Source organism: Devosia sp. ZW T5_3, assembly GCF_044987315.1.
In the GTDB taxonomy this organism is placed as follows: Bacteria; Pseudomonadota; Alphaproteobacteria; order Rhizobiales; family Devosiaceae; genus Devosia.
Window position 1 is genome coordinate 88097 of record NZ_JBJDRE010000009.1, and the last position, 12886, is coordinate 100982.

A 12886-nucleotide genomic window follows, 5' to 3' on the forward strand; every position below is an offset into this window, starting at 1 on the left:
TTAGGACCAATCGACATTCACTCAGGCTGAGTCGAAAATGGCGATTTTCGAGAACCGGAGCGCAGCGTACTTTTGGGTACGTGAGCACCGGAAGCGCAGTAAACCGCCGTTTGCAGGCCAGCATCGGTGAATGTCGATCGGTCCTAGCACCTAAAGCACTGGCGACAGCAGCCGCGCCGCCTGCGTCAGGAACCGCATCGGCCAGGAACGGGCCTTGGCTTCGTCCAGCCCCACCTGCCGGCAGCTCTTGAAATCCTCCAGCAGCATCGTCTCAACCCCGTCGATGGCCTTGCGGTCGGTAAACCACAGTGTGATCTCGAAATTGATGGCGAATGAGCGGTTGTCGAAATTGACGCTGCCTACCGTGGCGATCTGGTCATCCATCAGCACCACCTTCTGGTGCAGGAACCCATCGGTATAGCGATAGACCGATATGCCATGCTCGATCATCGCATCGGCATGAGAAATACTGGCCAGCCAGACCAGCTTATGGTCCGGCTCATTGGGCAACATGATCCGCACATCCACCCCGCGCAATTGGGCGGCAAACAGCGCCGTGCGGATATCGGTGTCCGGCACGAAATAGGGGCTGACGATCCACAGCCGCTCCCGCGCCCGCCCGATCAGGTCGGTATAGGCAATGGCGCATTCTTCCAGCTTATCCGCCGGCCCGCTGCCCATCACCAGCACTGATTGGTCGCCGGGCGTTGCCACCGTTTCGGGCGGCGTCGAAGGCAGAACCTCGCCAGTCGCCCATTGCCAGTCCTCGCGGAACAGCAGCGCACAGCCGAGCGCCGCCGGGCCCGACACCCGCACATGTGTATCGCGCCAGCGGCCAAATTTTGGGTCCAGCCCGAGATATTCCACGCCCACATTATGCCCGCCGACCCAGGCATGCTCGCCATCCACCACCACGATCTTGCGGTGATTGCGATAATTGATCCGCATCGGCCCATAAAACCGCAGGAATTTGTGCCGCTGGTTGAACCCGGCGACCTTGATCCCGGCCTCGCGCAATTGCGTGCGATAACGCTTGGGCATGCCCGTGCTGCCCACATCGTCATAGAGCAGGTAGACCTTCACGCCCGCCTGCGCCCGCTCGATCAGCCGCTCGGCCAGTTCCTGCCCCAGCGCGTCGTCGCGCACGATATAGAACTGTACCAGCAGGTATTCTTTGGCCTTGGCGATGCCTTCGAAAATGGAATCGAACGTGGCGCGACCATCGACCAGCAGTTCGACATCATTGCCGGTGAGGAAGGGCACTTCCGATACCTTGGTCTGTACCGGCCAGAGATGGCTGGTTTCCCGGTCGATCAGCGCCAGGTCCTTGGCCCGCAGCGGGCGTGCGGACCGGCCATTGCGGATGCGGTCGGTGGCATAGTCGTCAAACGCCTTCCACCCGAAGATCAGGTAGATGAAAGCCGTCGGAAAGGGCAATGCAGTCAGCGACAGCAGCCAGGCGATGGAGCCCTGCGATGTCCGCGAATTCATGATTTCACGAATCGCACAAACCAGCGCCAGCAGATAAATCGCGGCCGTTATCGCCGCAAAAACATGCAAATCCGCGATGATAGCGCCCAGAATATATTCAATGCCGACCAATGTGCCCGCCCGGAGTCGTGGTGGGCCACTGTATCAGCCAAGCGGCGTTGAACAATGGGCGCGCTGCGCGGCACCCAAACAGCCCAAGTAGACCTCATCCTGAGCCTGTCGAAGGACGAGGTCGTGGCACGAAGCCAGCAGCGGCCTAGACCGTCGCCGGTGCGATCACACTCGAAATATCGATCGGCGTCCGCTCTTCCAACCACCGTGGCACTGGCAATCCCTTGCCGCGCAGGAATTCCGGGTTGAACAGCTTGGATTGGTAGCGGTTGCCATAGTCGCACAGCACGGTGACGATGGTCTTGCCCGGCCCCAGATCCCGCGCCATGCGGACGGCGCCCGCGATATTGATGGCGCTCGAGCCGCCCAGGCACAGGCCCTCGTGCTCAAGCAGGTCGAACACATAAGGCAAGGCCTCGGCATCCGAAATCTGGTACGGATTGTCCACGGTCAGCCCTTCCAGGTTCGCCGTGATACGGCCCTGGCCGATGCCCTCGGTGATCGAATTGCCCGAGGATTTCAGCTCTCCATGCGCGTAGAAATTATACAGCGCCGCGCCTTCCGGATCGGCCAGCCCGATCTTCACATCCTTGCTGCGCGCCCGCAGCGCTTCGGCGACGCCGGCCAGCGTGCCCCCTGACCCCACGGCGCAGATAAAGCCATCGATCCGCCCATTGGTCTGCTGCCAGATTTCGGGGCCGGTGGTTTCCACATGCGCCCGCCTGTTGGACACATTGTCGAACTGGTTGGCCCAGATCGCGCCTTCCGGCAGCTCTTTGTTGAGCTTTTCGGCCAGGCGGCCGGAAATCTTGATGTAATTGTTCGGGTCTTTGTACGGCTTGGCCGGGACTTCGATCAGCTCGGCGCCATAAAGGCGCAGCGCGTCCTTCTTTTCCTGGCTCTGCGTTTCGGGAATGACGATCACCGATTTGAAGCCCAGCGAATTGGCCACCAGCGTCAGCCCGATGCCGGTATTGCCCGCCGTGCCCTCCACAATCGTGCCGCCGGGCTTCAGTGCACCGCTCTTGACCGCATCATGGATGATGAACAGCGCCGCGCGGTCTTTGACCGATTGGCCAGGATTGAGAAACTCCGCCTTGCCCCAGATTTCGCTGCCGGTCAGCGCCGATACGCGGTTGAGACGGATCAGCGGCGTATTGCCGATCGCGGAAATCAGGTCTTCGTGCTTGGCCATGGATCGACAATCTCTGAAGGACTGTCTGCGAACCTATGTGCCGCCACTCATGGCCGCAAGCCTTCGGCAGGGGAATGGCATGCCATTTCGCCGCAAGCCATTGTCAGGCAAGGCTTTTGGCCGATAGCGTCATCGGCGGGAATATCATTCCCGCCATCCGCCCGCTATTCCATAACCTCGGCCAATGCTTCCAGTGCCGCATTCCAGGCTTCGATCGAAAAGATGCGCGATTCCGCATCGGCATGCGCCAGGCCACGCTCGGTAATGGTCACCTTGGTCTGGTCTTCGCCGATCGCCTTGAAGTCGATTTCGAGCACGAAGATCATATCGCTGTCGTCTTCGTCCTCGTCCTTGCTGACCCAGGACATGACGAGCTTTTCGTTCTCGACGAATTTGAGCACATCGCCGCTGACCACATGCTGCTCGGGGTCTTCATCGTCGCCAAAGGTCACGAAGCGATATTCGCCGCCCTCGAACGCGTCGAACTCGGCCTCGTCGGCCTGCCATTGCTCGATCAGCGCCGGATCGGTCCAGGCCGCGAACACGTCATCGATATGGGCGTCGATCGTGCGGGTCAGGGTGATCTGGCTTTCGCCGTCGATATCGCTGCCATTGCCGTTGCTGGTCATGAAAGGCGCCTTTCTGTCAGGGTGATGTCCTCCCTAAACCCGCGTCTGCGGCGAGGCAATGCCACGGCTGGCAGGGAGCAAAACAAAAGCCCAAGCCAGGTGACCGGCTTGGGCTTTTTGTATTTCGACCGATTGGCTCCGCGAGTAGGACTCGAACCTACGACCCAGCGGTTAACAGCCGCTTGCTCTACCAACTGAGCTATCGCGGAAGACTTTCGGTGGCCTTCTTGCGAAGGCGAGGTCCGTGTACCGAACTTGATTTGCTTTGCCAAGCCCTCTTTGCAGCCCGGTGTGAATAACTTCACATCGCTGTCACGGCTCACGCGCCCGGCGCTGCAGCGCGATCAGGTCTGCCAGCGTGTTGAGATTGGCAAATGGGTCCTGCTCATAGCGCTCGCGCCAGTCGTGGCGGCGCGCTCCAAGCTCTTGATGCAGCGCCTTGAGGCTGGGTGCCGACAGACCAGCACGAACCCGACCGGGCAGAGCGCCCAGCGCTTCTAGCCTCCATGCCGCATTGGGCGGATAGAAGGCGTCATCCCACGCAGCATAGACTGCCGCCGCATCCCCCAGCGCCGCCGCCATGGCCGCCGCGAATCCCTGCGGCAGAAATGGCGTATCGACCGCCACCGAAACCAGTACGCCGCTGTGCACCCCCCGGCGCTGCAGCGCGTCCACAGCCGCCGCCAACCCGGCCAGCGGCCCGCCCACCGGTCCATCCAGATCAGGAACCGCCAGCAAGCCCGCATCCGCCGACGAATCTCCATCCGGCCCAGTCGCCAGCAGCAGTGGCTCCGCCACATCGCCCAACGCCAGCCGCACCCGCTCGACCAGCTTCACCCCGCCGATCCGCAAATCGCCCTTGCGCACGCCGCCCAGCCGCTGCCCCTGGCCGCCCGCGATGATGACGGCGTAGGGCGCGCTCACATGCCCTCCGGACCCTTGGGCCGCGCAATGCCCAGCCGCAACAGAATCAAAATGGCGATCCCGCCCACCAGCCCCCAGAACGGCGCGCCGACACCCAAAATGGTGATTCCCGAGGCGGTGGTGACAAAGGTGAAGATCGCCGGCAGCCGCGATTCCTCGATGGCGAGGGCCCCCGATAACGCCGCCGCCAGGCTCGACAGCAGCGCCAGCCCGGCCACCGCCTGAATCAGCAAGGGCGGCGAGGCCGCAATAAACGCCGCCGCCAAGCTCGCCGCTGCCCCCAGAAACAGATAGCAAACTCCCGCCGCAGCCGGCGCCGGCCAGCGCTTGCTCTTGTCCGGATGCGCCTCAGGCCCGGCACAGATCGCGGCGGTAATTGCCGCCAGATTGCTTGTATGCCCGCCAAAAAACGCCGTCACCGCGCTGGCAATGCCGGTCATGACGAATAGCGGCGCCGGCGCCAGCTCAAAGCCATTGGCTTTCATCACCGCCAGCCCCGGCAGATTCTGCGAGGCCATGGTCACTATATAAAGCGGCAGCCCGATGCGGATGATCGCGTCCCAGGTGAACACCGGGATTACCGGCACCAGACTCGGCCACGTCCCGTCCAGCGTTCCCGGCGGCAGATGCGTCGTCGTCGCCAGCACGATTCCCGTCACCACCACCGCAATCGGCACGGCATAGCGCTTGGCAAACCGCAGCCCGATCACCCAGGCCAGCAGAATCGGCAGCGCCAGCAGCGGCATTTCGGCCACCGCATTGACCGGCGCCAGGCACAGCGTCAGCAGCATGCCCGCCAGCATGGCATTGGCGATAGCAGCCGGAATCGCCGCGATCAGCCGCGCCAGCGGCTTGATCAGCCCCGTCAGCACGATCAGCCCCGCCGCCACCAGAAACGCCCCAGCCACCGCCGGAAATCCGCCCACCGGCTCGCCCACCGTCAGAATGAATGCAACGCCCGGGGTCGACCAGGCAAAGCTGATCGGCAGCTTGAGCCGCGAGCTGACCACGATATTAAGCACACCAATGGCGAGGCACACCGAGAACAGCCCCGAGCCCGCCTGTTGTGGGGACGCGCCGGCCGCCGTCAGCGCCGCCAGAACCAGGGTGAATGTGCTGGCATAGCCCACCACGGCGGCCAGCGCGCCGGCCATGATCGGTTGCAGATAGTCGCGCCGGCCATCGGCGATGGCGGCTGGTATATGCGTCACGGCGTTCCCCCAGGATAGAGCGGCAATGCGGCCCCGACAGACAAGGCCGGGCAAACCTATGCAAGCTGCCCGCGCGCGTGAAGCACAAAGTGCAGGGCGGACCGTTCAGTAAAATTGCTGCTGTTAAGGTGAACGAATGGTTTTGCTGGCGTTCAGGCACGCCAGGCTACACAACTTGCGGGAGCCCGGATGAACCGGGAACGCCCACGAGAGAGCGGTCCCCGCCGCAACAAGACCGCTCTCTCGGTCGGCCTTTGAGGCCGCTTCCTACAGGCCATCCCAGCTTGAAAATCAACTCACCCCACGCCAAGTAGAACGCGCAGGTCAATCTGGCCTGATGGGAGAGAGCGTCATGTGGTTGGCATTCGGCATTGCCGTGCTCATTGGGGTGTTGTTCGGCAACGGTATTCCCCATTTCGTCAGCGGTATCAGCAGGAAAAATTATCCATCACTCGCCGGCGAGGGCGCAGTCCCCAATCTTGTTGGCGGATGGATTCTGTTCAACCTGGCAGGAGGACTGGCACTCTTCCAATGCGCAACCCTGGTTGCAAACCCGGTCGCCAGCGCGGTCGGCCTATCGATTGGCCTGCTGGCTATCGGCCTGTTCCACGCTTCCGGTGGTGCCTACCGCATCAGCGGCAAGTGAAAACTGCTATTGGAGGCCACGCCCGGAATTGAACCGGGGTACGCGGATTTGCAATCCGCTGCGTCACCACTCCGCCACGTGGCCTCTAGGCGCTGCTATCTACGGCGCGCCAAGGGGTTATGCAATACCTCAGGTTTCCGAAGCGTTATTTTCCGAACAGTCACCCGTGTCCTCTTCGGAATTTTCTGAAATCCGCTCCCGCCACGCTCCGCCGCCAGCGCCATTTGCAACCGCCAGGGCGGGCTGCGGGTTGCTCTCCATATAGAAGCATGAAGGGAGGCTATCATGGCCGAACGGCATTATAGTGACGGCGCGTTTCTCGAGCCGTTTTTCCTGGGCGTAGCGGTGCTTTGGGTTGCCGGCGCGCTGTTTTTCATCTCCATGTCGGCCATGGGTTCGTCCCGCGTCGGCGGAGTGTCCCCCGGCGCCAACCAAACCCCGGTCGCTGCCGACAACCAGACGCAATAGGCCCATAGGCAGCCATCGCGCCTTTGCAATCCCCTGTTCATATTGTCGCGGTATAATAAGTGTACTTGCCATCATTTGGGGCGAGGGATATTCACGTCCGGCATATGGTTTGATCCGGCAGGGCCTTGTTGAATGGTGGACTACGAGCGCGCGCGCCGCTTCATGGTGGACAATCAATTGCGCACCAGCCACGTCACCGACCGCCGGATTCTGGCGGAGATGGGGCGTTTGCCGCGCGAGCTGTTCCTGTCCGAAGCCCGCCGCTCCCTTGCCTATATAGATGATGTGCAGCCCCTGGGCGCAGCCGGTTCGGCGCGCTTCATGCCGGCGCCCGCCACCTTCGCCAAGCTGCTGCAACTGGCCGAGATTGTGCCGGCCGATCGGGTTCTCGATCTGGGGGCAGGGACCGGCTATTCCACCGCCGTGATCGCCGGGCTCTGCGAGGCTGTGACCGGCATCGAGGAAGATGCCGCCCTGGCCGCCGCCGCGACGCAAAATCTGGCCAATCTGGGCCTGCTCAATGCCAGTGTGATCCCCGGCATGGCGGCCGCTGTGTCCGGCCAGCGCTATGATGTCATCATGCTCGAAGGCGCCGTCGATGCGGTGCCCGAGGCCCTGTTCGATCTGCTCGATGAAGGCGGCCGCCTCATTGCTCTCATGCGTGAAGGCAGCGTTGCCATCGCCCATATATTCGTGAAAACTGGCGGTAAAGTTGCGGCGCGGGCGGAATTCAACGCCACGCTGCCACCGCTTTATGCCGGGCCGCGCCCGGTTGAATTTGTGTTCTGAAGGCCGATTGTGGCGCGGGGTGTTGCTCCCCGATCACGTCACAACATTAATCGTGCCTTAAATTTTGGTAGGGCTTGCCGCAGAAGGTTGTGTACCCACATCTGCGGCGCAATAGTGTTGAGTGTCTGGAGACCGGGGCGATGGTTATGCGGAAAAATTTGGTCGCAAGTGTGCTGGCCCTGACTTTGGCGGCGTGGAGTGTTGGCGGCGCCCAGGCGCAATCGATTACCCAGGCACTGACTGCGGCCTATAATTATGCGCCCGATCTGGCCTCGGCCCATCTGGCTGCCAAGTCTTCGGCGGAAAACGTGGCGCTGGCCCGCGCCGGCAAGCTGCCGGTTATCGGCGCTTCGGTCGGCAGCACCTATGATTGGTCGATCGCCGGCGGCGACTTCACCGACAGCACGCTGAGCACGGCCGGCCTCTCCTACAACCAGACCATTTTCGACAACTTCAAGACCGAAGCGCAGATCGAAGCTGCCCGCGCCGGTGCTGAAGCTGCCGAATACCAGATCCGCAACACCGAGCAGAATGTGCTGCTGGCCGTCGTGCAGGCCTATATGGATGTGCTGAGCAATCGCCAGCTCGTCGCCCTGCGCCAGGAAAACGTCAATTTCTACCAGGCGCAGTTGCAGTCGGCCAAGGATCGGCTGGATGTGGGCGAGGGCACCCGCATCGATGTCGCCCAGGCCGAAGCCCGTCTGGCGCAAGGCGACGCGACCTATCGCGCTTCCCAGGCCAGCCTTGAAATCAGCCAGGCGACCTTTGCCCGCTATGTCGGCGCCCCGCCGCAGAATCTCGACGCTTCCCATAATTACAGCCGCCTGATTCCCAACAGCCTGCAGGGCGCCCTTTCGGAAGCCGAAACCGGCCACCCGGCGATCATGCTGGCCAAGGCTGCCATTCGCGCCGCGCAGGCCGGCAGCGATGCCGCCTCTGCCGCCTTCGGCCCCACCGCCACCGTTTCCGGCCAGATCGGCACGGCGCTCTCCGGCACCAATGCCTTGCAGGGCATCAGCGGCAAGCTGGGCTTTTCCATCACCGTGCCGATCTATGCCGGTGGTGCCATCGGTGCCGGTGTGCGCCAGGCCAATCTCGACCAGATCAAGTCCGAGGTCGACGCCATGTCGGCCTATGACCAGATCCGCGAGGCGGTCATCGCCGCCTGGGCCGGCATCCAGAGTGCCGATGCGCAGATCTCCGCCGCGACGGCCGCCGTTTCCGCCGGCCGCGAAGTGCTCGAAGGCACTATTCAGGAACGCGACCTGGGCACCAGCACCACGCTGGACGTGCTCAATTCGCAGGCCGAACTGACCACCGCCCGTGAATCGCTGATTAACGCCCAGACCAACAAGGTCATCGCCACCTTCTCGCTGCTCTCCTCCATGGGCCGCCTCACCGCCAGCAATTTGGGCCTCCCCGTCGAGGTCAAGACCGCGGTGCAGTACAACAACGCCGTCGAGGACGTCTGGCAGGAACTGCGCACCGTCGCCGAGTAACATCTGCGCCACCGCGATCCGTATTTTGTGGCTGGGCTCTGCCCGGCCACAACTTTTAGTGGAAGATCGCAAATCGTGGCGGGTGCGCGATTCCTTATTGTGTGCGGCAGCGTTAAGCTGATGGCAACGAATCAGGTGGGGCCGCGATGGCGGATGGCCCCTGTTCCGGTTCCAGCGCGCATGAGTAAGAGGCCCTTATGAACAAGCCGGCAGCAAAAGAACCTTCCATGGACGAAATCCTGTCGTCCATCCGGCAGATCATCGCCGATGACGATGCCGCTGGGGTGCCGCGCCGGCCTGCCATCCAGGCCGCTCCCCCGCCGATGCAGGCGGCCCCGGCCGTCGCCGCTCCCGGCCCTCTCGATCGCGATCTCAGCGACATGCTCGACGATATCGAGCCGCTGGCGCTCTCGACCACCCAGATCGTGGATGACGAAGAGGGCGAAGGCCTGAGCTTCGACGACATCCTGGCCGATACGGAAAACCATGTTGCCCCGCCCGTGGCCGCTGCTGCAGCGCCGCTGGTCGAGCCGGACGACGTGACCTTTGCCGCCGAGGAACCCGTGCCCGAGCTGCCATCCTTCAATCCGCCGCCCTCCGCCCGTGTCCCCTTCACGCCCGAGCCAATACAGGCCGCGCCGGAGCCGGTCCGTGCCGCGCCTGAACCTGAGCCAGAGCCGTTCCGCCCGCGCCCGCCGTTGGCCCAGGCCGCGCCGCTGCCCGATCCGACCCTCACTGCGGAAATGGCCGAGGAATTGCTAGAGCCCGCTACCAAGGCTGCCGTCCGCAACTCCATCACCCGGCTCACCGGCCTGGGCATTGGCAATCCCGGCGCCACCATCGAATCCCTGATGCGCGACATGCTGCGCCCCATGCTCAAGGAATGGCTGGACGAAAACCTGCCCTCCGTCGTCGAACGCATGGTAGAAAAAGAAATCGCCCGCATCTCCCGCGGCGACTGAGCGCCTGCGAGCTACGATAGCGCAGAGACCACAAAACGGTCCCTCCCCCTATCAGGGGGAGGCTAGGAGGGGGTATCCTCCGCTTCTTCGGTTGCGCTTTCAGTTGACCCCGCACCGCGCTTTTGCTTGAAGTCTGCCAAACCTTTTATTCGGCCCGCCCGGTATCCGTTGGCGGGTCGTTGCTGTTGCGAGTGACCTGATGCTTGAAAAGACCTATGAGCCCGGCGCCGTCGAGGCGCGCATTTCTGCCGACTGGCTCAAGGCCAATGCTTTTGCGGCCGGGGCAGGGGCCAAGCCCGGCGCCGAAACCTATACCATTGTCATCCCGCCGCCCAATGTGACGGGATCGCTCCATATCGGCCACGCGCTCAACAACACCATTCAGGACATCCTCATCCGCTTCAACCGTATGTTGAAGAAGGACGTGCTGTGGCAGCCCGGCATGGACCACGCCGGCATTGCCACCCAGATGATCGTCGAGCGCCAGCTGATGGAACGCCAGCAGCCGCACCGTCGGGTGATGGGCCGCGAAAAGTTCGTCGAGCGCATCTGGGAATGGAAGGGCGAAAGCGGCGGCGCCATCATGAACCAGCTCAAGCGCCTCGGCGCCTCGGCTGATTTCTCCCGCGAACGCTTCACCATGGGTGAAAATGGCGCAGCCGACGACCAGATGGTCCGCGCCGTCACCAAAGTGTTTGTCGAACTGCACAAGCGCGGCCTGATCTATCGCGCCAAGCGCCTGGTGAACTGGCATCCGGGTCTGGAAACCGCCATTTCCGATCTCGAGGTCGAAAACATCGAGATCAAGGGCCATATGTGGCACCTGCGCTATCCGCTGGCCGATGGCGTAACCTATCAGTTCCCGATTGCCCACGACGAAGAGGGCAAGCCCACCGAGTGGGAAACCCGCGACTACATCATCGTCGCCACCACGCGCCCCGAAACCATGCTGGGCGATAGCGGCGTTGCCGTGCACCCTGACGACCCGCGCTATGCCTCGCTGGTCGGCAAGTTCGTCACCCTGCCGCTGGTCGGCCGCCGCATTCCCATCGTGGCCGATGAATATGCCGACCCCGCCCTGGGCACCGGCGCCGTCAAGGTCACCCCGGCCCATGATTTCAACGACTTCGAGGTCGGCGTTCGCAACAATCTCGAACAGATCAACGTCTTCACCACGCGGGGTGAGATCGTTTCCGCCGAAGCCATCCCCGCCGCCTATCGCGGCATGGATCGCTTCGTTGCGCGCAAGGCCATCATTGCCGATTTGACCGCCCTGGCCGAGGAAGACCCCACGCGAGGCCTCGACCATATCGAAGACAAGAAGATTATGGTGCCCCATGACGAGAAGTCCAAACTCGTCGTCATCGAGCCCTTCCTGACCGACCAATGGTGGGTCAAGGCCGATGTGCTGGCCCAGCCGGCGCTCGCTTCGGTGCGCGAAGGCCGCATGAAATTCGTGCCCCAGCAATACGAAAACACCTATTTCGCCTGGCTCGAAAACATCAAACCCTGGTGCATTTCGCGCCAGCTCTGGTGGGGTCACCAGATCCCGGCCTGGTACGGCCCGGACAATGAGGCATTCGTCGCCTATGACGAGGCTGAGGCGCAGGCCCTGGCCGACGCCCATTATGGCAAGCCGACTCCGATCGAGCGCGACGAAGACGTGCTCGATACCTGGTTCTCCTCGGCCCTCTGGCCCTTCTCGACCCTGGGCTGGCCCGACGAAACGCACGAGCTCAAGCGCTATTACCCGACCAGCGTCCTGGTCACCGGCTTTGACATCATCTTCTTCTGGGTCGCCCGCATGATGATGATGGGCCTCGAATTCCTCGAGGAAGAACCCTTCCACACGGTTTACATGCACGCCCTGGTCCGCGACGAAAAGGGCCAGAAAATGAGCAAGACCAAGGGCAATGTCATCGACCCGCTCGAGCTCATCGACCAATATGGCGCCGACGCCACCCGCTTCACCCTGGCCGCCATGGCGGCGCAGGGCCGCGATATTCGTCTGGCGATCAACCGCGTCGAGGGCTACCGCAACTTCGTCACCAAAATCTGGAATGCCGCCCGCTTCCTCGAGATGAACGAGTGCCGTCGCGTCGAGGGCTACGACCCACGCGCCAACAAGCTCCCGCTCAATCGCTGGATCGTCGGCGCCACCGCACGCGGCGCTGCCGCCGTCACCCAGGGGATTGTCGACTACAAGTTCAACGAAGCCGCCAACGCCGCCTATGACTTCGTCTGGGGCACCTTCTGCGACTGGTTCGTCGAATTCGCCAAGCCCGTCTTCAACGGCACCGACGAAGCCGCCAAGGCCGAAACCCGCGCCACCGCCGCCTGGGCGCTTGACCAGATCCTGACCATCCTGCACCCCTTCATGCCCTTCGTCACCGAAGAGCTGTGGGCGGAAACCGGCAAGTTCGGCCCGGCCCGCGAAAGCATGCTGATTCTGACCGAATGGCCTGACCTGTCCGGCCTCGAAGACCCCGCGGCCGATGCCGAGCTGACCTGGCTGATCGACGTGATCACCAATGTCCGCTCCATCCGCAGCGAAATGAACGTGCCCGCCGGCGCCAAGCTGCCCATGGTGGTGGTCGGGGCAGGGGAAACCACCTTGGCCCGCCTCGTCGCCGGCACCTCGCTGATCACCCGCCTGGCTCGCCTCGAGGAAATCTCGCCCCAAGCCAACGTGCCCGGTGGTTCCGCGCAATTCGTCGTCGGCGAAGCCACCTGGGCACTGCCGCTGGCCGAGTTCATCGACATCCCCACCGAAAAGGCGCGTCTCGAAAAGGAGATCGGCAAGCTCGACGGCGAAGTCGCCCAGATCGACAAGAAGCTGGGCAATGAGCAATTCGTCGCCAAGGCGCCCGAGGAAGTGATCGAGGAGCAGAAGAGCCGTCGTGAAGCTGCCATCGATCGGCGCGATCGTATCGCCGAAGCCCTCAAGCGCCTGAGCTAAAA

General features: G+C 62.8%; 11 protein-coding genes and 2 tRNA genes. 6 read left to right on the forward strand and 7 right to left on the reverse strand.

Going from position 1 to position 12886, the window contains the following annotated elements:
• Window positions 1-150 precede the first annotated feature (150 nt).
• The 6 genes from cls to ACI3KW_RS12890 all read right to left on the reverse strand — a co-directional run bounded on the left by cls (window position 151) and on the right by ACI3KW_RS12890 (window position 5561).
• Window positions 151-1602: a cardiolipin synthase gene (gene cls / locus ACI3KW_RS12865; RefSeq protein ID WP_262168256.1), complete on the reverse strand. Its 1452-nt coding sequence runs from the start codon at window positions 1600-1602 to the stop codon at window positions 151-153.
• A 145-nt stretch (window positions 1603-1747) separates the two neighbouring features.
• Window positions 1748-2797, reverse strand: coding sequence for a cysteine synthase A (locus tag ACI3KW_RS12870; RefSeq protein ID WP_262168255.1), 1050 nt, complete (start codon window positions 2795-2797; stop codon window positions 1748-1750).
• Between the two features lie 164 nt (window positions 2798-2961).
• Entirely contained in the window at window positions 2962-3426 is a 465-nt protein-coding gene (locus tag ACI3KW_RS12875) for an SRPBCC domain-containing protein (RefSeq protein ID WP_262168254.1), read from the reverse strand.
• 133 nt (window positions 3427-3559) lie between these two features.
• Window positions 3560-3635 (reverse strand) — tRNA-Asn (locus ACI3KW_RS12880).
• A 103-nt stretch (window positions 3636-3738) separates the two neighbouring features.
• Window positions 3739-4350, reverse strand: coding sequence for a molybdenum cofactor guanylyltransferase (locus tag ACI3KW_RS12885; protein WP_262168253.1), 612 nt, complete (start codon window positions 4348-4350; stop codon window positions 3739-3741).
• On the reverse strand, window positions 4347-5561 hold the full coding sequence (locus ACI3KW_RS12890; protein WP_404848411.1) for a benzoate/H(+) symporter BenE family transporter: 1215 nt from the start codon (window positions 5559-5561) through the stop codon (window positions 4347-4349). The genes ACI3KW_RS12885 and ACI3KW_RS12890 overlap by 4 nt, the downstream gene beginning before the upstream one ends.
• Window positions 5562-5913: 352 nt before the next feature.
• Here ACI3KW_RS12890 and ACI3KW_RS12895 point away from each other — a divergent pair, with 352 nt between their 5' ends.
• Entirely contained in the window at window positions 5914-6207 is a 294-nt protein-coding gene (locus tag ACI3KW_RS12895; protein ID WP_262168250.1) for a hypothetical protein, read from the forward strand.
• A 10-nt stretch (window positions 6208-6217) separates the two neighbouring features.
• Here the strand turns inward: ACI3KW_RS12895 and ACI3KW_RS12900 are convergent.
• Window positions 6218-6291: transfer RNA gene (locus tag ACI3KW_RS12900), tRNA-Cys, on the reverse strand.
• A 201-nt stretch (window positions 6292-6492) separates the two neighbouring features.
• Here ACI3KW_RS12900 and ACI3KW_RS12905 point away from each other — a divergent pair.
• From ACI3KW_RS12905 to ACI3KW_RS12925, 5 genes are all read left to right on the forward strand, one after another.
• Window positions 6493-6675: a hypothetical protein gene (locus ACI3KW_RS12905; protein ID WP_262168248.1), complete on the forward strand. Its 183-nt coding sequence runs from the start codon at window positions 6493-6495 to the stop codon at window positions 6673-6675.
• A gap of 132 nt (window positions 6676-6807) precedes the next feature.
• Complete coding sequence (locus ACI3KW_RS12910; protein WP_404848412.1) at window positions 6808-7464, forward strand: protein-L-isoaspartate O-methyltransferase family protein; 657 nt, start codon at window positions 6808-6810, stop codon at window positions 7462-7464.
• A 146-nt stretch (window positions 7465-7610) separates the two neighbouring features.
• Window positions 7611-8963, forward strand: a complete 1353-nt coding sequence (locus ACI3KW_RS12915) for a TolC family outer membrane protein (RefSeq protein WP_162740100.1) — start codon at window positions 7611-7613, stop codon at window positions 8961-8963.
• Between the two features lie 197 nt (window positions 8964-9160).
• Window positions 9161-9925, forward strand: coding sequence for a PopZ family protein (locus ACI3KW_RS12920; protein ID WP_404848413.1), 765 nt, complete (start codon window positions 9161-9163; stop codon window positions 9923-9925).
• A gap of 199 nt (window positions 9926-10124) precedes the next feature.
• On the forward strand, window positions 10125-12884 hold the full coding sequence (locus ACI3KW_RS12925) for a valine--tRNA ligase (protein WP_404848414.1): 2760 nt from the start codon (window positions 10125-10127) through the stop codon (window positions 12882-12884).
• Window positions 12885-12886: the final 2 nt, after the last annotated feature.